Source organism: Wolbachia endosymbiont (group A) of Ancistrocerus nigricornis (genome assembly GCF_947250785.1).
Lineage (GTDB): Bacteria > Pseudomonadota > Alphaproteobacteria > Rickettsiales > Anaplasmataceae > Wolbachia > Wolbachia pipientis.
This window is the reverse complement of sequence record NZ_OX366348.1, coordinates 874,105-901,092: the sequence shown is the minus strand read 5'-3', so window position 1 is coordinate 901,092 and position 26,988 is coordinate 874,105. Positions and strand designations below refer to the sequence as shown.

Below are 26,988 nucleotides of genomic sequence, written 5' to 3'. Positions count from 1 at the left end.
AAAGTCTAGCCAACAGCCTAGAACAGACCATTATGCTGCGTGAGGTAACGAGCGTAGTAAAGCTAATGGAATGGACAATATAGGGTGCAATGAAAATTGACCTTACCCAGAAAAAGTGGAGAGAAAGTGTGGAATGTTTTTTACAAAAAGAATGATGCATCAAATTGTTCTGGAATGCAATAGTTAATAGTGACGTTGTTTGTTATAAAAAATTTCTATGTATTCAAATATTGCAGTTCTAGTTTGTTGAGCAGAGTGTTGTGAAGTATCAATAAGTATTTCTCTTTTCAATGAGCTAAAGAAGCTTTCTGCAACAGAATTGTCGTAACAACAGCCTTTATTACTCATCTATATTCTTTACAGCTAAGAGATATTGATACCCTTGCGCAGTATATTGTGAACCTTGGTCACTGTGCAGCAGTAGATTTTTAACAGGTTTACGCCTATTAATGGCCATTAATAAAGAGTTCATAACCAATTGTTTATTTATTGCACTACTCATTAACTACCATACGTGAGAATTATTGCTGCCAAATATAGCCATCCCTCCTTGGTTTTGATGTAAGTAATCCCATACTTTATTTGGTTGATCAACAATAAAGTTTTGATCTAGTATATTGGGAGCTACAGCTCTATTATCTGTTTGTTGTTTTTTAATTTTAAACTTTCTTCTCAGTATAGCCCTGATGTCATTTTTCTGCATAATACTTTGCACCGTTTTCAAATTGCAACTTTTACCCAAAGCCTTCAATTCAGCATGAATTTTAGGAGCTCCATATCTACATTTAGAAACTTGATATATTTTTTGAATAGCTTCGAGTAGCTCTTTATTTGCTGATTCTCTACTGCTTATTTTTCTTGTGGTCCACTTATAGTAGCCACTAGCAGAAAATCCTACATAATTCCTGTACTTTATAGCAGTTACTATATAAAAAAATATTTTACTCTTTTTGACTGGCCAGGGCTTTTTTTTAAATGTCTCTTTCCCTTGTTACTCTTGCTTTGTAAATCAAACCTCTCTTTGTCGTAAGGAGCCATGTTACCTCTACCTGGAAATGCATTTGCCGCTGACTTTTTTTCGTTATATTTCTTCATCCATTTTCCTAATAAACCACCCTTTATTCCTAAATCTCTTGCTATTTTTGTAATTGTTTGACCTGCCTTTCTTTGTTCATTTGCCAGTTTAACAGCTTCCAATTTGAATTCTGCCGTATATTCTCTTACCATTTCTAATCCTCCAAAATTTTATTTTACCCAAAAAAACTCTTTTCTTTCTCTCCACTTTTTCTGGGTAAGGTCAGTCTTTAGGCACCCAAACAAAGGGAAATGCTGGATAAAAAGAAAATACTTTAAAAAGTATAATAACGATAACTGGCGTTTTATGACAAGTAACGAGATACATTTTATTATACACAGCGATCATGTTATTAAACGACATATCAAAGTGCAAAAAACCAGATCTCCATATGATGGTGATTGGGTTTATTGGGGTAAACGTCTGAGAAAAATACCAGATAAGCCATTAAGAGTAATAAAACTATTGAAGTTACAACAAAGTAAATGTGATAATTGTAGACTATGGTTTAAAAGTGATGATACAATAGAAATACATCACAAAGACCGGAATAGACGAAACAACATGATCAAAAACTTATCTTTGTTACATGGACATTGTCACGATGAATTACACAGGAGGTGTGCATGAAAAGCTCCAAATTGGAGAGAAGCCGTATGAGGCGCAAAGTCTCACGTACGGTTTTGAAGTCGAGTGAGGAGGGGCGACCTTCTTCACTTAGACAACAATATGCAGATGAAACTACGGAAGAAGACTTAAGGAAAATAGCAGAAAAAGCACCAATAATAAAGTTAGCCTACGATGAATTAGACAGGTTTAGCTGGAATGAAAAAGATTTAGTAGCATATGAAGAAAGAATAATGGATCTGCGGAAAGAAGAAGGCATCCTCGCTAAAAAACTTGATGAGGGAAAGATTGAAGGAAATATTGAAGTAGCAAAAAACCTACTTAAGGCTGACATCTCTATTGATATTATCTCTCAGACAACCGGCCTTCCTCAAGCTGAGATTAAACGACTTCAGGAAGAAATCACCTAAAAGGCTAATGATCAACGAAAAAATTGTAAGAGAGAACTTAAAAAAAGTCATAGAGCAAAAAAGCGGTAAAGATGTGATCGCTCTTGGCATAATATCCTCAATTATTATTAAAGGTCAAGATGTTGGTTTTGTGCTTGAAGTTGCCGTTAACACGCAAGCAAATGAAGAATTAAGAAGAAATTGTGAGCAAGCTGTTAAAGCTATACCGGGGGTGACAAAAGTGACCGTGGTTGCTACTTGTCAAAAACAAACTGGGCAACAAAAAGCTAAATTACATATCGAAGGAGTGAAAAATATAATCGTTGTGGCCTCTGGTAAAGGCGGTGTGGGCAAGTCCACAGTTGCGCTAAATCTTGCTCTCTCATTAGCAAAGTTAAAACACAAAGTTGCGCTGGTTGATGCAGATATATATGGTCCTTCAATTCCTAAAATGCTTGGCGCTGAAAAATTAAAGCCAGAAATACAGGATAGTAAAGCAATGCCTATAGAAAAGTATGGACTGCATACTATTTCAATTGGCTATTTTATCGATAAAGATCGTGCAGCAATATGGCGCGGACCTATGATTACAAAAGCACTTTATAGTCTGCTAATGGGAACAAAATGGTCCGATATAGAGTATTTGATAATTGATACACCACCTGGAACTGGCGATGTGCATTTAAGTCTTATGGAAAATTTTAACTTAACTGGGGCGATAATAGTTTCAACTCCACAGGAGCTCTCTTTAATCGATGCTCGCAAAATTTATGATATGTTTACAAAGCTCAGCGTACCGGTTATTGGCATTGTAGAAAATATGAGTTATTTCATTCAAAGCGGCTCAAAAATATACATATTTGGAAAAGACGGTGCAAAAAAAATGTCTGAGGAGCTGGGCATCAAACTTCTAGGCAGAGTTCCTCTAGATCCACAAATATGCCATGCTTCTGATTGCGGAAATCCTTTAATGTTAAGTGAGGATTTGGCAGAGATTTATGAAGACATTGCTCAAAGTATAGTTAAACAATAGAATAAGCGTGAGAAACATGCGAATCAAAGTCCTCTTTTGTTAGTTACAAAATAGACTGCTTGCATAACCATTATTTACATGAAAAATTAGCAGCTTTTGTCATTCCAGCGCGTGACGCTGGAATCCAGAAAAAAAGAAGAATGGATCCCAGTGGGCTTTGTTGCATCGCTCTTCGGATAGTAGGTAACGCACAATAAATTTATGAAGCTATCTCAAATTTAGCCATACCAATATCAGTGAACTTATTGAGCAAATAGCATTTAACAAGTAGTTCCTTCTCTCTATTTGTCTCAGATTTATTCCTAAAACTAAACCCGAATGTTTGTTTCAGTCGCGAGAAAAAACTTTCTATATAAGATCTTTTTCCATAACTCATCTCTTTTTTCCACTTCTTTATACTATCTTCATCATATGACTTTATGAGCTTGACTGCAGAATTTCTCTCAGCCATATAGTCTAACTTTGGATGCTCTGCTGCGTTGTTTTTCGGAGGAATTTTCGTTTTTATACCATATTGATTACACAGCTTATAGAGCTTTTCTCTGTCATATGCCCTATCTGCATATAGTACTTTTATGACATACTGAAAATCGACTTCTTTTAGCAAATCACAAGCTCCATAGTGATCAGAGTAGACACCGTTACTGTATTTTACAGCTATGGCTTTTTTGCTGTTTGTATTCAACATTACATGCAATTTTCTTGTCTGTTCATAGCTGCGATACTTTCTATCTTCGCTATTTTCTTTGCTATGACCAGGAGTGTTGTTGTATATACTAATTCCTGTACTGTCTATAGCAATTTCGATATCTTCCATATTATTTTTATCAATTCTGCAATCATTGATCTTAATATTGAGTTTCTTAAACCTTCTTGATGATTGTGAATAGCTGATAACTTGCAAATTTTTCCCAATTTGCTCAAGGTATCCTGCTATAAACCCAACTGTTTGCCTCAGGCCTATTCTAAATAAACAAGTTATTATGTGCACCAAAATTACAACTTTATCGCTATAAATATTGTTGCCACCTGGTATTTTTGGACCATTCTCGTACCACTTTTCTATGGCTTCGTTGATATAATGAAAAATATTTCCTCTTTTTTCTAGAAATTTGTTATATTCGCTATGGTTACTGACCCTCATTTTTTGTGGCATATTTTTTCTTTCAAGGTTAAATGGCTATTTTATAATGAATTTTGTCAGTAGCCACCAGATTTTTTCAGTTGCTATGCAACAAAGCCATCCCAGTGTCAAGCACTGGGATGACACCTTTATGTTTGAGGCAAAACCGGCCATAGCATTTAACACACTGCCTTCGCAAAATGTTCGTACAGTTGTTCGTTACGTGCTGGAATGACAAGGTGGAGTGTCTTTAGATGTCATCCAAGTAGCTGACACTGGGATCTAAAAAATTTAATTTATATATAAAGTTTGTTTAAACTATTTTCAAAACAGATAAAATATAATTTTACAATTAGCGTAAATAAAATGAATTATGATGTAATCATTTCAGGTGGTGGGTTACTTGGTCTTATTACTGCCATTGGCCTCAGTTGTGACTCTGTGTCTGTAGCTGTGATTGAAAAAAATAGTCTACCACGTGTAGTAGATGACAACCGAGCATTTGCTATTTCTCAAGGTTCGAAAAAAATATTGGAAAAATTAGGGATTTGGCAGTTTATAGAAAGCGAAGCTGAGCCAATACTTGATATATGCATATTAGATGCGGTTACTGTGCATTACAATCATAAAATGGTTGGTGAAGAACCAATGGGTTATGTTATTAACAATGCCACTATATGGAATGCAATCAACAATAATTTTTTGAATAAACTAAATATATACTCTCCACATTCCTATAAAACAATTGCTTGTGATTCAGGATATGTGGAAGTTATTCTTGATAATAACCAGGAATTAATATCATCGCTACTTATCTGCGCTGAAGGCAAGAACTCTAAACTACCAGAGTTATTTTCTATACCGACAGCGAAATTTGATTATAAACAAAGTAGCATAGTATTTAATGTAAAGCATGAACTGCATCACCAAAACTTAGCTGTAGAGCGTTTTTTTCCTGGCGGTCCATTTGCAATTCTACCGATAAAGGATGGCTATACTTCTTCGATAGTTTGGACAGAAAAATCTGGAATTTCAAAAATGCTAATGGATCTGTCTGAAGAAGAATTTATTATAGAGCTTAAAAAAAGATTTGGTTCTTATTTAGGAAAGATAAAACTAGAGGGTGAAAGAAAACTTTATCCTTTAAGTTTTGTTTTCGCAAAAAAGTTATATAAGGGTAGAGTTTTGCTTATCGGCGATGCAGCACATTCAATTCATCCAGTTGCAGGTCAAGGGCTTAATCTTGGAATTAGAGATGTAGAAAGTATTATAAAGCACGTAGTTGCCGCAAAAGCATCTGGTATTGATGTTGGCAGTAGTTATTTATTAAAGAAAATTTCACGTAACAGATACTTTGATAATTTTACAATGGCGCTTGCAACTGATGGATTAAATAGGATGTTTTCCAACAGAATATTCTGCGCTAAAGCACTAAGAAATCTTGGCTTGATTGCAGTTGAAAATTCAAATTTCCTCAAAAAACGCTTCATTCGGCATGCTATGGGATTTATATAAATCACTATTTTATAGCTAATGCAAGTCAGGTTTCCCACGGCATACCGCCGCGGTATCTTGGCCGCTAACACGTAGCGGGATGACGAATGTATCTGTTCAGCAGTTGTGTTAAAAGTCAATAGAAAAATTGATGTAGCTGTGGATAAGTACTTTTATCTGTATAAACGTGCTTATCCACAGCTATACTGGCTCTTAGATAGAAACAGACAGAGAGTTATATTCCTCAGTAAAAACCCTGTCATCTCTGACTAAAGAGTTAGCAAGAATAAGCAATTTCCTCATGGCAGCAGTGGAAGCAATTTTATATGGCTTTTTATATTGACTATATAATCTAGTAAAGAAAGGTTTGATATAGGAATTAGGGGGGTAGGGGGGGATGTATGGTCCCAGAGTGTGATGGTATGATAAAATATGAGAAAACAATACCATCAAAGGAGGAATTATGGGACAAATATTACATGGGTGCGCCAAAACAACAGAGACAATTCGTAGAGCAATACAAAATAGTAAAGAGAGCATAGCAAAACTCTCCAGGTACTATAACCTTAATCCAAAAACTATCATTAAATGGAGAAAACGGTCTTTTGCCAAAGACGCTGATATGGGTCCGAAGCATGCAAGATCAACTGTTTTAACTTTAGAAGAGGAGGCTGTAATTGTTGCATTTCGTAAGCATACTCTATTGCCATTAGATGATTGTCTCTACGCTTTGCAAACCTCAATCCCACACTTGACTCGCTCTAGTCTACATCGTTGCTTACAGAGGCACAGCATTAGCAGACTACCAGATGTTGATGGCGAAGTTAAACCAAAAAAGAAATTCAAACAATATCCTATAGGCTATTTCCATATTGATATTGCAGAAGTCAGAACAGAAGAAGGAAAGTTATATTTGTTTGTTGCAATAGATAGAACATCCAAATTTACGTATGTTGAGTTGCATAAAAGTGCTACAAAACCTATAGCTGCTGAGTTTCTACGTAATTTGATTAAAATTTTACCATATAAAATCCACACTATTTTGACAGATAACAGTGTACAATTTACCAACCAAAAACGCCATAAATACGCTTTTCAACATATATTTGATAGAGCTTGTGAAGAAAATGACATTGAACACCGTCTAACAAAAGTTAGCCATCCTTGGACAAATGGGCAAGTTGAGCGTATGAACAAAACTTTAAAGAATGCCACTGTTAAGAAGTATTACTATCAGTCTCACCAGCAACTCAAAGAGCATCTTTATGACTTTGTTATGGCCTACAATTATGCTAAAAGACTCAAAACTCTTAAGGGTCTTACACCTTTTGAGTTTATATCTTTACAGTGGACAAAATCTCCTGAATTGTTCATACTAAATCCACACCATCACACTCTGGAACCATACACTTCCTGTGTTTCGTAATATTATACAATCAAATTGATAAAAGCTGTATTATCTCCTTGCAGCATTAAGTGTATATTTTTTGCTATTTTTTCCACTAAGGGAGTAACATTATCAAAATTTGAAAATTTTGATAACACATAATCTGCTAAGCTTCTTTGATCTTCAGGTCTACCCACTCCAAATCTCAAGCGCCAATAATCGTTGCCAATAAAACTATCTATGGATTTAAGTCCATTATGTCCAGCAGAGCTACCACCTTTCTTTATTTTTATTCTTCCAAGTTCCAAATCAGCGTCATCGTGTATGACAACAATATTATCTAGCGATAATTTGTAAAAATTTCGTATTTTTGCAACAGGGATGCCTGAATTATTCATAAATGAATAAGGCTTTATTAACATGATTTTATTATCATTAATTATGCCAGAGGTTATTAGATAATCGGCTTTTTTAGAGAACGACTGGAAATTCCAATATTTGCAAATTGTATCAACTACGATGAAGCCGATATTATGATAAGTTAACTCATATTGACCACCAGGGTTACCAAGCCCAACTATCAGGTGCACTATTCCTCTGTTTCTGCTTGAGGTTCTTCAACGTCACTATCGGCAGCAGAAATTGTAACAATGGTAAAATTTTCTTCTTCATGAGCTACAAACTTAACACCTTCTGGTAATTTTACATCATTAATATGTATAGACTGGCCAATCATTTTACCGGATAAATCAACTTCAATAACCTGAGGTATTTTATCAGGAGAGCATTTAACAGCAATAGAACGACACAAAACATTAAGCACTCCACCTAATTTGATTCCTGGAGCTTTACTTTCATTCACAAATGATAGAGGTATGTCTATTTTAATTTCACTGCCTTTATCAACAAACTGAAAATCAACATGTTGCACAGTATCCTTTACTACATGCAATTGGATATCGCGAACAAGAGCATATTCCTTTTTGCCCGAAATATTCAGCTCTATCAAATGTGCAGAAAGAGAGCCTGACTTATATTGCTTTGTGAATTCCTTTGCAGACAATGTCAAATTTACATTATCATGGCCCTTTCCATATATGATTCCAGGGATGTTTCCTTTCTTCCTTAGAGAATGCATCGCTTTTGTTTTTGTTATATCACGTAACTCTGCATTAATTGTTACTATTTCCTGTTGCGTCATCGGTTACTCCTATTCAGCTAATCCTTTTAATATAATTTAACAATAATATAACATAAAAATATTTATTTCAAACTTCATTCTTTCATACTAATTGTTTGTGAAAGGATTTATTTAGATATATATTTAAGCTTATTTAACAAGAACTATGGGCATTGACGATAAAGTAGTTTTTAGGATTTATAGACCAACAAGAACTGCAACACAATCTGGTTTAGGTAATACAAATTTCTGGCACCTGAAAATTGAATCTGGCTCTTACTACATTGAACCTTTAATGGGGTGGGTTGGCTCAAAAGATCCAAAAAAACAGATTGTATTAAAGTTTGATTCTCTTGAAAAAGCAGTATTCTACGCAAAAAAACGCAACGTTAAATACATAATTGAAATGCCAAAAAATGTTAAGAGGCTGCCAAAATCTTACGCAAGCAATTTCATACTAAAGTAAGTTGCACAACAAATGGTGTTATGCAAGTAGCTGACACTGCTCTCCTTTGTCATCCCAGTGCCCAGACACTGGGATCCAGGAATTTTATTAAGTTGGTAAGCATAAAAATAGCTGTTTTACGTTAAAATACAATGTTTTTGATGATTATGGAAAGGCTGGATCCCAGTGTCAAGCACTGGGATGACACCATTTGTTGTAAACTCACTTTTACTCTATGGTTATACTACCTTGCCGCTATCCTGAACGGATACAAAGTAAGTTTTATTGTGATGTGCTCATCTGTAAAAAATAAGACTTAATCTCACTGTTGATCATGGATTTTAAGTTGTGCTAACACACTGCGGCCATTTAAAGAGTCAAGATTTTTAACCTGGCTAGCCAGTATTAAAGAGTTATTTTTCAGGTATTTCTTTACAAGGCTTGCAAGTCTTTTTGGATTATTTAAATAGCTCCACTCTGCTTGTAAAACTTTTATATCACTTTGTACTAAATTAATTTCACTTTTTATTTTTATTAGCTCTCTATTTAACGACTGAACATGTAATTTTACCTTAAATAGTCCTACAATGCTAAGAAAAAACATAACTATTGAGATGATGCAGAAAGTTCTCACGACAACCTCTGTATAGCTCTTAGTTTTGCTGAGCGTGAACGCGGATTTGCACTTACTTCTTCTATACTTGCTTCGATCACTTTTTTATTTAGCAGAGAGAATGTCTTGCAATCAGTAGCACATAAATCTTTAAAAAAAGTTTTGACTATACGATCTTCTAAGGAATGAAAGGTGACGACAATTAATTTGCCATTCTCACTTAAAATCTCAGATGCAGCTTTAATACCCTTTTCAAGTTCTCCCAGCTCATCGTTTACCCATATTCTGATTGCCTGAAATGTTCTGGTTGCAGGATCAATTTTGCTTTTTCCACGGAACACCACAGAACGTACAATGTTCGCAAGCTCAAATGTAGTTTTGATAGTTTTCTTCTTCCGTGCACTTACTATTGCTCTTGCGATTTTGCGAGAATGATGCTCTCCTCCGTAGTTATATATAGTATTTGCGATTTCTTCTTCGCGTAAAGCATTAACAAACGTTGAAGCGTTTATATAAGAAGAGTTATCCATACTCATATCGAGTGGACCATCATGTAAAAATGAGAACCCTCTATCTCCGTTATCAAGCTGCATAGATGAAACTCCGATGTCAAAGACCACTCCATCCACTCCGTTTGATGTCATTCCAGCGCGTGACCAGTTATTTTTTCCAGTATCAAGTACTGGGATGACAGGAGATGGCTCAACGCTGCTTAGTATACTTTTAATATTACTAAACTTCTCAATGAATAGTTTTATTCTATCGGGATATCTAACGCTTAAATCATCATAAAACTTAGTTACCGTTTCATCTCTATCAATTGCATATACCTTGCAATCAGCTGACTCCAATATTGCTTTGCTATACCCTCCAGCTCCAAATGTGGCGTCCACGTATATGCCACCATCCTGCGGTGATAGTAGTGATAGCATCTCTTTTAACAAAACTGGAGTGTGTGTCATATCAAAAAATTTAAGTACAGTTGGTGTAGATATCCTACTCTACTCTACTCTTCACATCAATTTTATTTATGTACATAGATTTTCTTGCCAAAATATGGTATCTTATCGGAATATATGAGCAATAATATTAAAATCAAGGTTTAATATTGTTAATATAATATTCACATAACGTTCACATTTTTTTTTATATATAAGATCAAACAGGCTATAGGGAAATTATGCAGCAAATAACAAAAGTAATATTTTCAAGTTTGATTTGTAACACTTTATTGTGGTATGACCACATGCTTTTTGGCCACTTAATAAACATAATAGGTGGTGTGTTTTTTCCATCGGATGATCAACTAACCAGCGTATTGAAGGCTTTTGGAGTGTTTGCAGTGGGTTTCTTAATGAGACCAGTCGGTGCTGCTATATTTGGTCACATTGGTGATAAACATGGCAGAAGAGTTGCCTTATTGCTCTCGATTATATTAATGACTTTATCAACCGTATTAATTGCTTTTGTTCCAGGTTATCAAAGCATTGGAATACTAGCGTCAATGCTGGTAGTGTGTTTAAGATTATTGCAGGGTATATCTCTTGGAGGAGAAGCAGGAAATGCACCATTTTTAATAGAACATGCTCCTAAAAACAAAAAAGGATTTTTTGGCAGCATTGAGGTATTAAGTGCAATTCTTGGTTCAATATTAAGCCTGATAGCGGTACTCATATGCAAAAAAGTATCTGATTTTGAATCTTGGGGGTGGAGATTACCTTTCATTTTCAGTTTAGCAATGGGATTAATTAGCATATATATGAGGTATATACTTGATGAAAGCCCAGAGTATAAAAGACAAAAAAATCCGTCTAAATTGCCACTAAAAGAGTTATTAAACAATTACAAAAAGCCTGTTCTAATATCAATAGGTATTGACTTGGTTGAAAATGCGTCTCTCTATATATATTTGGTATTTTTCAATGTGCTTACGAATAAAATATTAACAGTAAATACTCATTTTAATCATATAGTGGAAATACTGAGTCAAATTGCGCTCGGAGGATTGACAATATTATTTGCTATACTTTCTGATAAGGTAGGAAGAGAAAAAGTTATGAAATTTGCATTTATAGCTTTTGTAATAGTAAGTTATCCAGTTTTTTCAATGTTATGTAGTGGCAATTACTTGCTGGCACACATTCTTTTTATAATTCCAATAGCTGCATCGCTTGGTCCTGTCAGTGCACTTATGTGCGAATTATTTCCAACAAAGGTTCGGTACAGTGGATTTGGTTTATCAAGAAATATAGCTGCTGGATTTTTTGGCGGCCTTGCACCATTTATATGCACAACAATTATCAAGGTTACAGGACAAGAGACTTCAGCTAGTTTTTACATGATTTTCTGTGCATTAATTGGGCTAGTTGCTATATCGCAAATTAAGGGTGAGCTTTCTTCAAAATCACACAAAGTAAACCAAGTATAGTTGCAGTATAGCAGAATTTAAAAAAATCTAATTATAAGGTGGGAAATGCCAATTCTTAGGTGATAATGTGAATATTTCAGCACCATCTTTTGTCACTCCAAGTGTATGCTCAAATTGAGCAGAAAGTGAAAGATCGCGTGTTGTTACTGTCCAGTCATCGAGTTTACTGAGCAGAGTCTCATGTTTTCCAGCATTAATCATTGGCTCTATTGTAAAAAACATACCTTCCTTTAAGACAAGATCTTCATCTTGATCATAGAAATGCACTACATTTGGTGGAGCATGAAAGACTTTTCCTATACCATGTCCGCAGTAGCTGCGTACGATAGAATATCCAAAATCTCTAATATATTTCTCTATAGCAAGCCCTATTTCATTTAACTTATTGCCGGGCTTAACTTGTTTGATTGCTTCCATCAACGCATTATAAGTAGCATCACATAAACGTTTTGCTTTGATTGATGGTTTGCCAACCCAAAACATGCGACTTGTATCACCATGCCAACCATTTAAAATCACCGTGACATCAATATTTAAAATATCTCCATCTTTAAGCGGTTTATCATCGGGAACACCATGGCACACAACTGCATTTTTTGAAGTGCAAATTGATTTTGGATACCCCCTATAGTTTAGTGGTGCTGGAATTGCACCTGCATTAATTATAAAGTCATGGCATAGATCATTTAATTCATTGGTTGTCACCCCTACCTTTACGTACGGTGCAATGAAATCAAGAGTTTCAGCAGCAAGCCTGCCAGCCTTGCGCATAAATTCAAAATCTTCTTGTGAGTGTATAGTTATGTTCATATTTTCCATGTCTTATTGTAATTGGTACGCTTACTCGCAAGTACATAAACATAATAATTTTACATATTATAAAAATAAGTCCTATGGATCCTAGTGTCAAGTCATTTGTATGAAAGGTGGTAAAACAGAAATCTAGACTGTAACTTTTGATTTAACCCAATTATACAATTTACTCATTTTACCATCCTGACCTAAAATACCAGAATTATTTTTATAAAAAGTGTCAACTATTAGCTTTATAGAGCCTATAGCAGCAGAAAATACAGGATTTTTATCATATTCGCCATCAAGACCGCTACAAGACTCAGGGCACCCAATTCGAACTTGCTTATTGAATATATAGCCTGCAATTTCCTTCATGCTTGTGAGTTGACTAGTTCCACCTGTGATCACTACTTTATTAATTGGATCTTTCTGCTCTTGAAATTGCTCTCTTACCATTTCAAGTATTTCTTCAACTCTTGGTCTTATGATGTTAATAAGCTCAGATTTGAATACTTGAGTAGGTTCATCATTTTCGTTGTTTTGCATTGTAATGTACTCATTCTCATCTATTGAAGTTACGATAGTGCTGCCATACAGTATTTTTATATACTCTGCACGTTCTATGCTTGTGCATAGCCCGTAAGCAATATCTCGAGTGATATGAACACCACCAATTGGAACGCTGCTTGCATACACAAGTTTCCCTCTTTTGAAAATTCCAATTGCAGTGCACCCACCGCCTATATCAACAATAGCAGTCCCGAGCTCTTTTTCATCTCCACTCAGACAGGCAAGACCTGCAGAATATGCAGAAGCAATACAACCTGCCATATTTAATCCACCATTATTGGTAATACAGTTTTCAATATTGGTAAGCGCTGGACGCGAAGCAGTGACAACATTAACATCAGCAGATAGTCTTTTTCCGTACAATCCACCAACTTCTTTTATGTCAGTCATGTCATCTAAGTGATATTTTAGTGGTATATTGTGAATGATAACATTGTCTTCAATATATTTCTCAAATGTTTGAAAAACTACACGTCTTATATCACGCTCAGAAATCTCATGGTTAGCTGCAATAATTTCATTATGTACATTGAAAGATGAGATGCCACATCCAGCAATGTTCACATATATCTGATCTATGGTTTCTTCTGATACTTGCTCAGCTAAACCTATAGTTGATGAGATGGAGTAATTTGCGTGTTTTACATTAGTTATCGACCCACCGTTTACACCTTCTGCAATCTTATAGCCCGTTCCTGTTACTTTATAGCTGAAGTTGCCATTTATTTTAACGATTAGACAAATAATCTTTGTTGTACCTATGTCTAAAACAGCAAAAACGTTTCTCTTTGGTTTTGCTATTACTGCAGAGTACATTAGTTAACCTTATTACGCAATTTCATTTAAATTGTAGCTTCCTTTAATAATTTATATTTCTATTATAGATATAGCAACATTTTAATATACACTAAATTATGGACAAAAGGAAAAGCAAAACATAGAATTATAATTTTTATGTCCATATTACCAATTGTAATTGCCCCTGATGAAAGACTAATCACACGTGCCAGTGAAGTAACAGATATAAACGATAAAATTAAAGAATTAGTAAACGACATGTTCGAAACTATGTATGATGCAGAAGGTCTTGGCCTTGCTGCAGTGCAAGTTGGAGTGTTAAAGAGAATTTTTGTTATGGATATTCAGCTAGAAACGATTGAAAATGAGCCAGCAGGATATGGCTCAACTGGCAAATTTTACATGATTAATCCTGAGATTACAGAATTATCCGATGAACAAGTAATTCTCAAGGAAGGATGCCTTTCAATTCCAGAGCAAAGTCATGAAATTAAGCGTCCAAAGTATCTAACTGTGAAATACAGAGACTTAAATAACGAAGAACAGACGCTAAAAGCTAGTGGTTGGCTTGCAAGGTGTATTCAGCATGAATTAGATCACTTAAACGGCATATTATATATTAGACATTTATCTAAATTAAAGTATGATATGGCCATGAAAAAAGCACAAAAGGTTAAAAAGCATTATGAGCAATAAAGACCTAGAATTATTAAAATTTTACCATGAAGTGGGCGTTGATTGCACACTAATGGAGGGTGAAGAGGAAAAAAAATTGGAGAGCAAAGAGAGTGTACAACCCTCTGTTATCCAAACTGGGACCAAGAAGAAAGATGCAGATATGCGCTGGAATGACACTAAAGATGGAAAAGACATGTTTCCAAGTGATTGGATAATTGAAGCAAGGAAACTTGCAGGTAAATGTGGTAGTGTGGATGAATTAAGAAGTGCAGTTGAATCATTTGAAGGTTGTGAGATAAAAAAAACTGCAACTAATACTGTCTTTTCCGATGGTAATCCAAATGCAAAAATTATGCTCGTTGGTGAAGCTCCAGGAGCAAATGAAGACCTTCAAGGCATACCATTTTGTGGTGCAAGTGGAATGTTGCTCGATAAAATGTTAAATGCAATCAATCTTGATCGCACTAAGGTATACATAAGCAATACTGTATTTTGGCGCCCACCTGGCAATAGAAAGCCAACCGACCTAGAGCTTGATATGTGCAGACCATTTGTTGAGAAGCATGTTGCACTGGTTTCACCGCAAATTCTAATTTTAGTCGGGGGAATCGCATGTTATAGCCTTCTTGACAGCACAAAAACTATATCGAATTTGCGTGGCAGATTTCATACGTACACTAACCAATATTTGTCCAATTCAATCACCACAGCCGCTATATTTCATCCAGCTTACCTACTTCGCCAACCGGCACAAAAACGTTTAGCCTGGGAGGACTTGAAGAAGATTAGGGAGTATCTTGATAACACCAATAACTGCACAAATACCTAATAAAGTGGTAGACCTCTTGCATAGTTTTTTGCAGCATGTTAACAATCGTTAGAAACGAAAAAACTTCCTTGACAAACTCCGCCAGCCCCCTTATCATAAAATTGAAGCTATTGTATTTGCTTTCGCCAATCTGCAGATTAAAAGGTAAGGATTACTTAATGTATCGGCGTCTTATGTTCAATTTTTTGCAGTATATAGATACTGTATGTCTTTACAAAACTTCATCTACATCTAGATTTTTATCTAAATAAGCTGAACGCGCTTATAAAGCGTTACAAGACATCAAAAAATGCCAATACTCGACAGAGATAGTAAAAGACTAGCTAACTCGGGGGTTCTTTGTCTTTTTTTCTGCTTAGTAAATTTCTTAAACATTTGCAGCGTAAGTTAGTTGCAATTAAAAGCAGCTTAATCTTGCTTGTCAAGCGTTTAAAACATAAAAAACGCCAATATTTTAAAGCGGATAATAACCCCAGGGCTTCTTTTGCCTTTTTTTTCGTTTGGTAAATTTCTTAATGTTTATAGCTAAACGACAATCGTCATCCCGCAGCGGGATCTATGCTTTGAGATACCGCGAATAAATCGCGGTATGACGTAGAGCTCGCGTTAGCTATACTTTTATGCTTACCAACTCAGTATCCAATCAAAATCCTGGATTTCAGTGTCAAGCACTGAAATGACACCAAAAGGGCTACTGCTGTTTTGGATGGAAACCAGTGTCAGCTACTTGAATCTGCCACGCAAATTGCCTGCAAATTGCAATGTTCGTACAGCTGTGCGTCATGCGCTGGAATGGCATCAAGGGGTAACTTTTTATTTAAACAATGATTGTAAAATGATTATAATAAGAGATCTATTGAAATTTTAAAGTTATTAAATATTGACGCTATATACTTAAGTGTTAAAATAGAATGAAAAGTTTTTAGGAGTTTATATGGCAGCAGGTGGGAAAGCAAAGACAGCTAGTAAAAATAACCCTACTCAGCGTAAGAAAGCTGAGCAAAAAATGTATAAAAATAAACCGGTAAAACCTGTTAGATATATAGATCGTGATTCGCGCATGAATTATATGTCTGCTCAATATGACAACGGCAATCTGGTTGAAGATGAGGTAAGCGGCAATCCTATAAAGTGGGAAGCTGTATAATAGTTGTGGTTAAAGTTACTATTAATTCTAAGGAATGTGAAGTAGAGCATGGGCTCACTATAATTCAAGCTTGTGAAGTCGTGGGCGTTGAAATTCCACGTTTTTGTTATCATGAGCGTTTAGCAATTGCTGGTAACTGCAGAATGTGTTTGGTTGAAGTGGAGGGTGGACCTCCAAAACCAGTAGCCTCTTGTGCAATGCCAGTTGCAGAAGGGATGGTTATTCACACTGATACCCCTAAGGTTAAAAAAGCACGTGAAGGTGTGCTTGAGTTTTTGCTAATTAACCACCCGCTTGATTGCCCAATTTGCGATCAGGGTGGTGAATGCGATTTGCAAGATATCACGATGGCTTATGGGAAAGGAACCAGCAGACTTGATGAGCATAAGAGGGCTGTGCCAAAAAAACACTTCGGACCACTGATTGAGACCGCGATGAATCGATGCATTCATTGCACTCGGTGTGTTAGATTTTTGTCTGATGTTGCAGGTACAAATGAACTTGGAGGAATCGGAAGGGGAGAAAATGTAGAGATTAGCACTTACATAAAAAGGCATATTAGTTCTGAATTATCCGGAAATATCATAGATCTCTGCCCGGTAGGAGCTTTAACTTCAAAGCCTTACTCCTTTACAGCGCGTCCATGGGAGCTATCACATTGCGAAACTATAGATGTACTAGATGCTGTGGGAAGTAGTATTAGAGTTGATTATCGTGGCCCGGAAGTTATGCGAATATTGCCAAGGCTGAGCGAAGAAATAAATGAAGAATGGATATCAGATAAAACCCGCTTTGCCTATGATGGACTAAAAGTTCAGCGTCTTGATCGACCTTATATAAAAAAAGATGGTAAATTAGCCCCAGTTGATTGGAATGAGGCATTAACTGTTGCTGCAAAGAAATTAAAGAATACAAAATCAAATAAAATAGCTGCAATTGCAGGTGATTTAGCAGATTGTGAGTCTATGCTTCTACTTAAAGAAATGATGCAGAAGCTCGGCTCGGGAAATATAGATTGCAGGCAGGATGGTGCAAAACTTATACCAAATAATCGTGGATCGTATGTATTCAATACCACTATTGAAGGTATAGAGAATGCGGATTTGTGTCTGCTTATAAATACAAACCCAAGGATAGAAGCACCGATCATTAACGTAAGATTGAGAAAGAGATATTTACAGGGCAACTTTCCTGTTGCAAGTGTTGGTCCTAACATTGAATATTTGTATCATGTTGAGAAATTGGGCGATAATCCTGATATTTTGAGTGAAATAGCAAATGGAAATCATAAGTTCTGTAAGCTGCTGAGTGCTGCTCAGAGCCCTATGCTGATTATCGGTCAAGATGCATTAGTAAGAGACGATTCTGAATCAATTCTAATTCTAGCTGGCAAAATTGCAGAAGAATTTAACATGGTCAGAGATGACTGGAATGGCTTTAATGTGCTGCATAAAGCTGCAGCAAGAGTTGGTGGGCTAGATATTGGGTTTGTTCCTAAAAAAGGCGAAAGGGATATTAATCAAATATTGGAACATGCAGAAAGTGGTGAAATAGAAGTTGTTTATCTTCTTGGTGCAGATGAAATTGACACATCAAAGTTAGAAAACACATTTGTAATTTATCAAGGTCATCACGGTGATAAGGGTGCACATGTGGCAGATGTTATCTTGCCTGGTGCTGCATATACAGAAAAATATGCAACTTATGTAAACACTGAAGGTCGAGTGCAAAGAACAAATTTAGCTGTATTTCCTCCAGGTGAAGCAAAGGAGGACTGGTTAATTATTAAAAATCTCTCGCAATATTTGGATCTCTCCTTACCATATGATAGTTTATTTGACGTGAGAAAAAAATTAGATACTATCGGTCCACAGTTTAGAAATGCTGATCAAGTGATAAAAAATACATGGGTACCAATCAGCAGTGGTGAAATAAGCTTAAGTAATACACCTTTTACTTTAAAGGAGTGTAATTTTTATATGACGGATTCAATAAGTCGCGCTTCAAAAATAATGGCGGATTGTACTAAGGCTTTTTATGATAACGCTAGTTAATGTTTTATTTATTTTAACGCCTTTTTTACTGCCAGTCTTGGTTTACTTTGAGCATAAAGCCAATTTAGTAATAATGAACAAGGATCCAATTTTAGAATGTAAGCCTTATACGTTGCTACAATTGCGCGCTGATATTGTAACATTATTTGTTCATGTACTGATATTGGCAGGTGGTATATTTCCTGGAGTTATTAAAGATGGATGGAGTTATTTTCCGTTAATAATAATCATGATTTTTTTACTTTCATTCATATTAGGTGATGATGTTAAAATTAAAGATACTAGTTCATGGAATATGTTTAACCTTTTTAGGCAAATTATTGTGGCAGCTGTATGTGGTGCTACAGCTGGTATAGTTTCACGCGGGGTGTATGATAGTTCTAGATTATCAATAATTATAATTGTTATTATTATGTCATTTATATTGTTCAGTTGGTACGTATCGCGCTACTACGCTAAATCGGAAAATGGTAGGTTGCGGAATATGGTTGCTGCTCTTGCTCTAATAACATCATCTGCTTTATCTACTGCGCTTGCTATATTCTTCATTTTGGCGATTATGAATTACTTTTTTGGTTTAGAGTTGTATGCCTTTAATATTTAAAATTATTTTTCTTCTCATTCCACTTTTGCTTTCAGTAGCATATTTGGTGTACTTTGAACGTAAAGTTATTGGTGCAATTCAACTAAGGCACGGCCCGAGTGTAGTTGGACCTTTTGGGCTATTGCAGCCATTTGCAGATGCTATTAAGCTCCTGATTAAGGAGCCGATAATACCATTTAGAGCGAGCACCATACTGTTCATTATGGCTCCAATGCTTACCTTTATCTTGGCATTAATTGCCTGGGCAGTTATAACGTTTGGTGCTGAAGTAATTGTAGAAAATGGCCAGCAAGTAGTTATTCCTAAGGTTATAGCAAATATTAATGTTGGAGTGCTTTATGTGCTAGCTATATCGTCGCTGGGAGTATACGGCGTAATTATTGCAGGCTGGTCAAGCAATTCTAATTATGCATTTCTTGGCGCTATACGGTCGGCTGCTCAGATGATTTCATATGAAGTTTCAATAGGCTTAATAGTTGCTACAGTTGTTGTTACGACTGGCACGTTGAACCTCGGAGAGATGGTGGTAGCGAAACACAATATGCCATTTTGGGTTGATTTGCTACTAATGCCTATAGGAATAATATTTTTTATTTCTTTGCTTGCAGAAACTAATCGTCACCCATTTGATTTACCAGAAGCTGAAGCAGAGCTTGTCTCTGGATATAACGTTGAATATTCATCCATGCCTTTCGCTCTCTTTTTCTTGGGAGAATATGCAAACATGATTTTAGCAAGTGCTATGATGACAATATTCTTTCTAGGAGGGTGGTATCCTCCGTTAGAACTTGGTTTGCTTTATAAAATTCCAGGTTTAATTTGGTTCGTTTTGAAGATAATTATACTTTTATTCGTATTTATTTGGATTAGAGCAACAATACCTCGTTATCGATATGATCAGCTAATGCGCCTTGGTTGGAAAGTGTTTCTGCCAATATCGGTGCTTTGGGTGGTACTCATTTCAGGAGTGTTGCTCTTTACTGGGAATTTACCTGGATCCAATGTTTAATTTTCCAAATAAAAGATTAAGACGCAGGCGCTCGAGCAAATGGGTTCGCAATTTAACAAGTGAAAATAGCTTATCAGTAAATGATTTAGTTTTTCCTCTATTTGTTCACGACAGAGAAGGAACAACTGAACCAATTTCTGGCTTACCAGGCGTAAAGTGTTATTCAATAGATGGATTAGTGTCTATAGTTAAGGAAGCTAAAGATTTAGGAATTAATGCTGTTGCAATTTTTCCTGTAGTTGATAGTAAACTAAAATCTGAAAACGCTGAAGAAGCATATAATTCTGACAACTTAATCTGCAGAGCAATTTGTGCTGTAAAATTAAAGGTACCTGAAATTGGTATTATTGCAGACGTTGCACTGGATCCATACACTATTCATGGCCATGACGGCATTTTAAAAGATAATCAGATGGATGTAGAAAACGATGAAACTATATCAGTACTGTGTAAGCAAGCACTTGCTTTAGCGAAGGCAGGATGTGATATAGTTGCTCCTTCTGATATGATGGATGGTAGAGTAGGAAGAATCAGAAAATCATTAGATGATAACAACTTTCAAGACGTATTAATATTATCTTATGCAGTGAAATACTGCTCTAGCTTCTATGCTCCATTCAGGCAAGTCGTTGGTTCATGTGGGCTATCACATTCTATAGACAAAAGTGGTTATCAAATGGATTATAAAAATGCGCGCGAAGCAATGTGCGAAATTGAAATGGATATAAATGAAGGTGCAGACTTTATTATGATTAAACCAGGTATGCCATATTTAGATATTATCAAAACAGCAAGTGATAAGTTTAATTTTCCGATTTTTGCTTACCAAGTAAGCGGTGAGTACGCAATGATAAAAGCTGCTGCAAATAATGGCTGGCTAGATTATGACAAGGTGATTTATGAATCTTTGATTGGTTTCAAACGTGCGGGTGCAAGTGCAATATTCACTTACGCTGCACTTGATATTGCAAAAAATTTAAGTGCATAAGCCCTATAAAATTATTAAATTTTTGGCGCACGTTCTTCTACTGTTGCTGCATATTACTTAAAGTTTTCCAATACATGTTTTAAGTTGTTGATAAGTCCGTTACAATACAGTATTATAAATAATATAAACCAAGTGTTACTTAGAACATGGGGATTTTTTTTAAATTTTTGGGAAAGATGCTAGGCAAGGTTTTTCCTGCTAAAACAGTAAGCTCTCTTTTAGGAATAGGATATTTACCAAGTTGGCAGAACTATTGGTCTTCTTTTTTAATATTATTTATTGTCGATGTTATATTAATTCTTACATATGGAGGCGAATACTTACTATATAAAATGCCAGACTCAGGAATAGTTGTAGCTGCTGTTTTTACAAAATTGGCAATAGTTATGTTAGTAATGCAATTAATTGGAATATTTATTTTTCATGCTCAAGACCCTTCAGCAAACAGTGGTGAAGAAATAGTAATACAAATAGCGTCAGGGCAAGTACTGACTGTAGCACTTTCAATGCCGGCAATGATGTCGATTTATTATGCTGTAAGTAAACTCTATGGGAATATATGTAAGCAGATGTTTCAATGCCCATTTTGGTTTAATGATTTTATGCACTTTTTCTTTTTTCTTATGATACCTTACGTATTTTTTAATGTCGTAGAAGTGATAAAACCATGGCCAATAAGTTCAATACAGCTCAGCTATAATAATGCAATGTCAATTACATTTGAGGGGATTTTTCACACATTTTATGCGGTGATTTTACTGTATTTAACAGCATTTATATTCTGCGATTTAACTATGCATGATGCAATTGTCCTAAATAAAAGCATAATTCAGTATGTGAGGGAAAGTTCAGCAGTTTTAGGTGATTATTTACATGATACTGTTAAAAAAATAGGTATTGAATAGTACTTATTTATTTATATATTTAGTATAAAAAGTGTACAATTTGTGTGAACTTACAAAGTATAATAAAAGAGTTACAAGATTTTTGGGCTAGTGAAGGATGTGTTATACTTCACCCATACACATCTGAAGTTGGTGCTGGCACATTACATCCTGCAACAATTATGTCTGCAATTGATACAAAACCGGCAAAAATTGCATATCTACAACCAGTAATTAGGCCAGCAGATGGGCGCTATAGTGATAATCCTAATCGTTTGTATCAACATCACCAATATCAAGTTATAATAAAGCCATCTGGTAATAATTTACAAGACGTCTATTTAGATAGCTTAAAAGTTCTTGGCATATCTACAGAAAAATATGATATTAAGTTTGTTGAAGATGATTGGGAAAATCCAAGTGTTGGTGCATCAGGACTTGGTTGGGAAGTTACATGCAATGGAATGGAAGTAACACAGCTTACTTATATACAGCAAGTTGGAGGGATTGACTGCAAGATGATTCCTGGTGAGGTGGCATATGGGTTGGAACGTTTAGCAATGTGCATACAAGGTGTAGATAATGTTTACGATATAATTTGGAACGATAACGGTGTAACTTACGGAAATATTTTTAAACAAAGAGAATATGAATTTTCTTATCTAGCGTTAGACTATTATGATACTAAAGTGGTACAGCAGCAATTCGAAGATACGGAAAAATTGTGTAAGTTCCTTATTGAAAAGGAGCTACCAATGGCAGCCTATGACCAATGTATTAAAACTAGTCACCTACTTAATCTGCTTGATGCAAGAGGTGTGCTTGGTGTGAATGAACGTACAGCTTATATTGGTAAAGTTAGAGAGCTAACAAAAAAATGTTGTGAATTGTACATGAGTAAATAGCGTATGTCGTTGCAGTTATTATTTGAGTGCCTTTCAGAAGAAATACCACCGAGAATGCAGAATGTAGCTGCAACTCAAGTTAAGAGCTGTATTGCCAATGTTTTTAACAAAAATAATGTAAAATTTACATCAATGGAGGTTTTTGTAACGGCACGTCGCATTACCCTATTTGTCGACAACATAAATGCTTTGGAGCTAAAGGATTCCAATAACGAAGTTAAGGGACCAAACATTAACGCACCAAAAAGTGCTATCGAAGGTTTTTTAAGAAAATATCAGAAAAATGAAGAAGATTTGCTCGTTCGAAAAGTAAATAATGAGGATTTTTACTTCATTAAAAGAGAAAGCTGCTCATTTAACATTCAAGAGTTTCTTAAAAATCAACTAGGAGAAATATTAAAAAATTTCTCTTGGCCAAAAAGTATGAGATGGGGCAAAGGAAAAGAAAGGTGGGTTAGGCCAATTAAAAACATTTTATGCATTTTAAATGATGAAATAATACCTGTATCTTTTGCAGGGATTACAGCATCTAACACAACATATGGCCATCGATTTCTCTCAAGTGGTACGGCGCTTACTGTTAAAACACCTAAAGACTATTTTGAATTGCTAGAAAAAAACAGTGTAATTCTCCAAATGGACAAAAGAAAGCAATTTATACTAGATCAGATTAATAAATTCACAAAAGAGCAGAATTTACAACTTGAGAAAAATGATTATTTACTAAATGAATTGACAGGGCTTATAGAGTGGCCAATCGTACTGTTTGGTGAAGTGAATCAAGAAAAGTCATTTGGATTACCGAAGGAAGTAATACTTAGTATAGTTAATACACAACAAAAATACCTTGCTTTAAGTAATGGAAAGAGAATTTCACACTTTGTCACTGTTGTCAACGTCAACAATGGTGAAGTTGTTAAAGGACACGAAAGAATATTAGAAGCACGTCTTGCTGATGCCCAATTTTTAATATCTCAAGATAAAAAGGAAAATCTAGATTATTATGTCAAAAGATTAGGTTCAATATTATTTCATGCTTCACTTGGCAGCGTGGGGGAAAAGGTGAAGCGTATTACGGCTTTGTCAAAGTATATAGCTATATTTATTCCACATGCTTCGCTGATAAAAGTTGAACGTGCTGCATATTTGGCAAAAGCTGATTTGGCAACATCGATAGTAAGAGAGTTTCCAGAATTACAAGGAGTAATGGGTGGATATTATGCTTCTTATTTTCAAGAAGATAGAGAAATAGTGGAAGCTATAACTGAGCATTATAAGCCAATCGGGCCAGAGCAGGAGTGTCCTAAATCTCCTTCTGCAATTGCTGTGTCAATTGCAGACAAAGTGGATGGCTTAGTTGGTTTAATTGCAGCAGGTGAGAAAATCTCTGGTTCGTATGATCAATTTGGTTTGCGGAGAATGACAATTGGTATAATTAGGACAATACTTGAAAATAATTTGCATGTTCCAATTAGGCTAATGATAGACAAGTCAGTATCTTTATATTCAAGGCTTCTATTTAATAAAAATACAGCGTCAGTTGATAAGCCGAATAGAAAACAAATTTCAGAACTAGTATTTAGATTTTGCTTAGAAAGATTCAAGGTTATTTTAAAAAATAGAGATATAAGGCAAGATGTTGTAGATTCAATACTATATAAAATCGATATTAATGATCTGCTGACAGCAGAAAAGCAAACTGTTATATTGGATCGTTATCTTAGTACTCCAGAAGGTGAACAAATTCTAAGCACTTACAAAAGAGTCAGTAACATGATGAGCAAAGCAAGGAAAAGTGATGGCACTACTTATAGTGCATCTTACGGTAAGAGGTTTTTGATTGAAAGTGAAGAAATTGCGCTATCAAATTGTGCTATAACTGCTTGTAAAAACATAAAACAAGCGATAAAAAATAACCACTTTAATGTAGCACTTGATGAACTTGCTGGTTTTGCTCCGTTTATCAATCAGTTTATGGACAGTATAAAGATTAACTGTGATTCTGATAAGCTGAGAAGAAACAGATTATCTTTGCTTGAAAATGTAGTTTCCATCTTTCATTTAGTAGCAGATTTTAACCTCATACAGGTTAAACAATGGATAAATGCTCAGGCAATATAAAGAACAAATCAAATCATCTCCACAATCCTGTGGCGTGTATAAGATGGTTGGAGATAAGAATAAAGTTTTATATGTTGGAAAAGCAAAAAACTTAAAGTCAAGGTTATCCGACTACCTTCAATTCGAAAACCTTTCTGAACGAATTAGAGTTATGCTCTTACAGGTTATTAAGGTTGAAATATTCATCACTGAGAATGAAATCGAAGCACTGCTTCTTGAAGCACAGCTAATAAAATCATTGAAACCACTTTATAATATTGTGCTCAAGGATGGAAAATTTTATCCTTATATAACAATTTCCAAGCACGATTATCCAAGAATAGCAAAATATAGAGGCAAATTTAAGAAAAATGAGTTTCATTATTATGGTCCCTTTACATCTGCCGCTGCTGTTAAGCAAACTATATTGTCATTGCAAAAAGCTTTTCTCCTAAGAGTATGTTCAGATCAATACTTTTCCTCAACAAAAAGACCATGTATTGAATATCAAATTAAGCGCTGCTCAGCACCATGCATAAACAAAATCACAAAAGACGACTACTGCCAATCAGTAAAACAGGCACGAAATACATTGCTTGGAAGAAATAAGGAAGTGAAAGAACAGTTACTTTTCACAATGAGAAAGTGCAGCAGTGAAGAAAACTATGAGCTTGCTGCTATATATAGAGATCGGGTAAAGTTTCTTGAGCAAATTCAAATACAGCACACGGATTTTTCTTTTGAAAAAGATGCAGATTTCTTCAGTATTGTACGTGAAGAGGATCTAGCATGTATTAGTGTGTTATCGTTCAGAAATAAAGACAACTACGGCAGCACTCCTTACTTTGCCGAGAACTGTGGTGATCACTCAAATGATGAAATTTTATCCACCTTTTTGGTCAATTTTTATAATTCAGCTAACATACCTCCAATACAAATTTACGTTCCAGATTCTATTGTGGATAAGGAAATTATAGAACAAGCACTATATAAGGTTGCTCAAAAGCCAGTAAAAGTTCTGCATGCAAAGAATAAAAAAGAGCGTGATTTATTGAAATTTGTTTATGATAACTCTCAGCATAGCTTAGAGCAGAAGCTTATCGATTATAGAAATAACCTAGAAAAGCTTGAGGAGCTTAGCAAAATCTTCTTGTTACCAAATATTCCAAAGCGTATTGAGGTTTATGACAATAGCCATATATTTGGAAACCAACAAATTGGTGTAATGGTTGTTGCAGGGCAGGAGGGTTTTTTAAAAAGTGAGTACAGAAAATTTACTATAAAGGAAAAATTTTCAGGCGATGACTATAAAATGATGAGGGAAGTGCTAACCAGACGTTTCTCCGGCAATATAAAAGGCATAATACCTGATTTTTTACTGATTGATGGTGGACCAGGACATGTTTCCATAGTACAGAATGTACTGGAAGTATTGAATATAAACGTTCCTTTTGCTTGTATGGCAAAAGGTCCTGATCGTAACGCAGGAAATGAAAGATTTTATATGCTGGGCAGGGAAGAATTCAGTCTGGCAAATGACAGCAAAGTCATGCTTTACTTACAATCGCTGCGTAATGAAGCCCACCGTTTTGCGATAACTTCACATAGAAAAAAACGCGATAAACAGTTTATAGTTTCACAATTAAGCAAAATACCCGGCATTGGCAACAAAAGAAAAAAAGCGTTGATGTCTTATTTTGGTTCAGTGAAAAATATAAGCAAAGCTTCTCTGGCTGAAATTCAAAACATACCTGGAATTAGTAAAGGTTTAGCAGAAGTTATTCTTAAACACGTAAATTATAAGAGAGGAGTACTGGAATGACACAAAACCCG

The 26,988-nt window shown here is 35.3% G+C and carries 26 protein-coding genes and 2 pseudogenes; 19 read left to right on the top strand and 9 right to left on the bottom strand.

The features are described from left to right. Positions 1-140 precede the first annotated feature (140 nt). A pseudogene (locus OOK90_RS06760) lies at positions 141-1,227 on the bottom strand (IS3 family transposase). A gap of 154 nt (positions 1,228-1,381) precedes the next feature. On the opposite strand from OOK90_RS06760, the gene OOK90_RS04550 reads away from it, so the two are divergent. From OOK90_RS04550 to OOK90_RS04540, 3 genes and pseudogenes are all read left to right on the top strand, one after another. After that, a complete protein-coding gene (locus tag OOK90_RS04550) occupies positions 1,382-1,705 on the top strand; it encodes an HNH endonuclease signature motif containing protein (RefSeq protein ID WP_264705791.1) in 324 nt (107 codons plus the stop codon). Positions 1,706-1,800: 95 nt separating this feature from the next. After that, a pseudogene (locus OOK90_RS04545) lies at positions 1,801-2,112 on the top strand (nuclease/transposase family protein); the annotation flags it as partial. Between the two features lie 7 nt (positions 2,113-2,119). Further along, positions 2,120-3,124 carry an Mrp/NBP35 family ATP-binding protein gene (locus tag OOK90_RS04540; RefSeq protein WP_264705789.1) on the top strand — a complete coding sequence of 335 codons (1,005 nt, stop codon included), beginning with the start codon at positions 2,120-2,122 and terminating at the stop codon, positions 3,122-3,124. A gap of 199 nt (positions 3,125-3,323) precedes the next feature. On the opposite strand, the gene OOK90_RS04535 is transcribed toward OOK90_RS04540, so the two are convergent. Together OOK90_RS04535 and OOK90_RS04530 are read right to left on the bottom strand one after the other, a co-directional pair. Beyond that, the gene (locus tag OOK90_RS04535) at positions 3,324-4,280 is read right to left on the bottom strand and encodes an IS5 family transposase (protein WP_209472359.1); all 957 of its coding nucleotides are present in this window, start codon (positions 4,278-4,280) and stop codon (positions 3,324-3,326) included. A gap of 24 nt (positions 4,281-4,304) precedes the next feature. Continuing rightward, complete coding sequence (locus tag OOK90_RS04530) at positions 4,305-4,433, bottom strand: hypothetical protein (protein ID WP_256437790.1); 129 nt, start codon at positions 4,431-4,433, stop codon at positions 4,305-4,307. A gap of 180 nt (positions 4,434-4,613) precedes the next feature. On the opposite strand from OOK90_RS04530, the gene ubiH reads away from it, so the two are divergent. Both ubiH and OOK90_RS04520 read left to right on the top strand, forming a co-directional pair. Beyond that, positions 4,614-5,762, top strand: coding sequence for a 2-octaprenyl-6-methoxyphenyl hydroxylase (gene ubiH, locus OOK90_RS04525; RefSeq protein WP_209473195.1), 1,149 nt, complete (start codon positions 4,614-4,616; stop codon positions 5,760-5,762). 442 nt (positions 5,763-6,204) lie between these two features. Beyond that, a complete protein-coding gene (locus tag OOK90_RS04520) occupies positions 6,205-7,167 on the top strand; it encodes an IS481-like element ISWpi4 family transposase (protein ID WP_264705788.1) in 963 nt (320 codons plus the stop codon). Positions 7,168-7,169: 2 nt separating this feature from the next. Here the strand turns inward: OOK90_RS04520 and pth are convergent, their stop codons facing one another. Both pth and OOK90_RS04510 read right to left on the bottom strand, forming a co-directional pair. Then, positions 7,170-7,718: an aminoacyl-tRNA hydrolase gene (gene pth / locus OOK90_RS04515; RefSeq protein WP_065094970.1), complete on the bottom strand. Its 549-nt coding sequence runs from the start codon at positions 7,716-7,718 to the stop codon at positions 7,170-7,172. Beyond that, on the bottom strand, positions 7,718-8,329 hold the full coding sequence (locus tag OOK90_RS04510) for a 50S ribosomal protein L25/general stress protein Ctc (protein WP_010962412.1): 612 nt from the start codon (positions 8,327-8,329) through the stop codon (positions 7,718-7,720). Before OOK90_RS04510 ends, pth begins: the two co-directional genes overlap by 1 nt. Before the next feature lie 145 nt (positions 8,330-8,474). Between OOK90_RS04510 and OOK90_RS04505 the strand changes: the two genes are divergently transcribed. Beyond that, positions 8,475-8,774, top strand: coding sequence for an NADH dehydrogenase ubiquinone Fe-S protein 4 (locus OOK90_RS04505; RefSeq protein WP_065094969.1), 300 nt, complete (start codon positions 8,475-8,477; stop codon positions 8,772-8,774). A 301-nt stretch (positions 8,775-9,075) separates the two neighbouring features. On the opposite strand, the gene ftsL is transcribed toward OOK90_RS04505, so the two are convergent. Both ftsL and rsmH read right to left on the bottom strand, forming a co-directional pair. Then, complete coding sequence (gene ftsL / locus OOK90_RS04500; RefSeq protein ID WP_007548286.1) at positions 9,076-9,387, bottom strand: cell division protein FtsL; 312 nt, start codon at positions 9,385-9,387, stop codon at positions 9,076-9,078. Beyond that, entirely contained in the window at positions 9,384-10,328 is a 945-nt protein-coding gene (gene rsmH, locus OOK90_RS04495; RefSeq protein WP_209473203.1) for a 16S rRNA (cytosine(1402)-N(4))-methyltransferase RsmH, read from the bottom strand. The genes ftsL and rsmH overlap by 4 nt, the downstream gene beginning before the upstream one ends. 218 nt (positions 10,329-10,546) lie before the next feature. On the opposite strand from rsmH, the gene OOK90_RS04490 reads away from it, so the two are divergent. Then, entirely contained in the window at positions 10,547-11,794 is a 1,248-nt protein-coding gene (locus tag OOK90_RS04490; protein ID WP_264705787.1) for an MFS transporter, read from the top strand. Positions 11,795-11,821: 27 nt separating this feature from the next. Here the strand turns inward: OOK90_RS04490 and map are convergent, their stop codons facing one another. Both map and ftsA read right to left on the bottom strand, forming a co-directional pair. Continuing rightward, on the bottom strand, positions 11,822-12,604 hold the full coding sequence (gene map, locus OOK90_RS04485; RefSeq protein ID WP_141456790.1) for a type I methionyl aminopeptidase: 783 nt from the start codon (positions 12,602-12,604) through the stop codon (positions 11,822-11,824). Positions 12,605-12,736: 132 nt separating this feature from the next. Continuing rightward, positions 12,737-13,975, bottom strand: a complete 1,239-nt coding sequence (gene ftsA / locus OOK90_RS04480; protein WP_010962406.1) for a cell division protein FtsA — start codon at positions 13,973-13,975, stop codon at positions 12,737-12,739. A 138-nt stretch (positions 13,976-14,113) separates the two neighbouring features. On the opposite strand from ftsA, the gene def reads away from it, so the two are divergent. From def to uvrC, 12 genes are all read left to right on the top strand, one after another. Continuing rightward, positions 14,114-14,653, top strand: a complete 540-nt coding sequence (gene def, locus OOK90_RS04475) for a peptide deformylase (protein WP_264329787.1) — start codon at positions 14,114-14,116, stop codon at positions 14,651-14,653. Continuing rightward, a complete protein-coding gene (locus OOK90_RS04470; RefSeq protein WP_209473207.1) occupies positions 14,643-15,464 on the top strand; it encodes a uracil-DNA glycosylase in 822 nt (273 codons plus the stop codon). Before def ends, OOK90_RS04470 begins: the two co-directional genes overlap by 11 nt. Before the next feature lie 661 nt (positions 15,465-16,125). Continuing rightward, the gene (locus OOK90_RS04465) at positions 16,126-16,332 is read left to right on the top strand and encodes a hypothetical protein (RefSeq protein ID WP_038250894.1); all 207 of its coding nucleotides are present in this window, start codon (positions 16,126-16,128) and stop codon (positions 16,330-16,332) included. Positions 16,333-16,398: 66 nt separating this feature from the next. Beyond that, positions 16,399-16,611, top strand: coding sequence for a hypothetical protein (locus OOK90_RS04460; protein ID WP_264705786.1), 213 nt, complete (start codon positions 16,399-16,401; stop codon positions 16,609-16,611). A 5-nt stretch (positions 16,612-16,616) separates the two neighbouring features. Next, on the top strand, positions 16,617-18,665 hold the full coding sequence (nuoG, locus tag OOK90_RS04455; RefSeq protein WP_353289349.1) for an NADH-quinone oxidoreductase subunit NuoG: 2,049 nt from the start codon (positions 16,617-16,619) through the stop codon (positions 18,663-18,665). Between the two features lie 73 nt (positions 18,666-18,738). Continuing rightward, positions 18,739-19,269 (top strand): hypothetical protein, encoded by a 531-nt coding sequence (locus OOK90_RS04450; protein ID WP_264705784.1) that lies wholly within the window; start codon positions 18,739-18,741, stop codon positions 19,267-19,269. Next, the gene (nuoH, locus tag OOK90_RS04445; RefSeq protein WP_264705783.1) at positions 19,253-20,278 is read left to right on the top strand and encodes an NADH-quinone oxidoreductase subunit NuoH; all 1,026 of its coding nucleotides are present in this window, start codon (positions 19,253-19,255) and stop codon (positions 20,276-20,278) included. Before OOK90_RS04450 ends, nuoH begins: the two co-directional genes overlap by 17 nt. Next, on the top strand, positions 20,271-21,266 hold the full coding sequence (gene hemB / locus OOK90_RS04440) for a porphobilinogen synthase (protein WP_264705782.1): 996 nt from the start codon (positions 20,271-20,273) through the stop codon (positions 21,264-21,266). Before nuoH ends, hemB begins: the two co-directional genes overlap by 8 nt. 146 nt (positions 21,267-21,412) lie before the next feature. Further along, a complete protein-coding gene (locus OOK90_RS04435) occupies positions 21,413-22,171 on the top strand; it encodes a phosphatidylglycerophosphatase (protein WP_138265045.1) in 759 nt (252 codons plus the stop codon). Between the two features lie 44 nt (positions 22,172-22,215). Further along, the gene (locus OOK90_RS04430) at positions 22,216-23,055 is read left to right on the top strand and encodes a glycine--tRNA ligase subunit alpha (RefSeq protein WP_209473214.1); all 840 of its coding nucleotides are present in this window, start codon (positions 22,216-22,218) and stop codon (positions 23,053-23,055) included. Positions 23,056-23,058: 3 nt separating this feature from the next. Beyond that, entirely contained in the window at positions 23,059-25,176 is a 2,118-nt protein-coding gene (gene glyS / locus OOK90_RS04425) for a glycine--tRNA ligase subunit beta (protein WP_264705781.1), read from the top strand. Then, positions 25,160-26,977, top strand: coding sequence for an excinuclease ABC subunit UvrC (uvrC, locus tag OOK90_RS04420; protein WP_209473218.1), 1,818 nt, complete (start codon positions 25,160-25,162; stop codon positions 26,975-26,977). The genes glyS and uvrC overlap by 17 nt, the downstream gene beginning before the upstream one ends. The last annotated feature ends 11 nt before the right edge of the window (positions 26,978-26,988 follow it).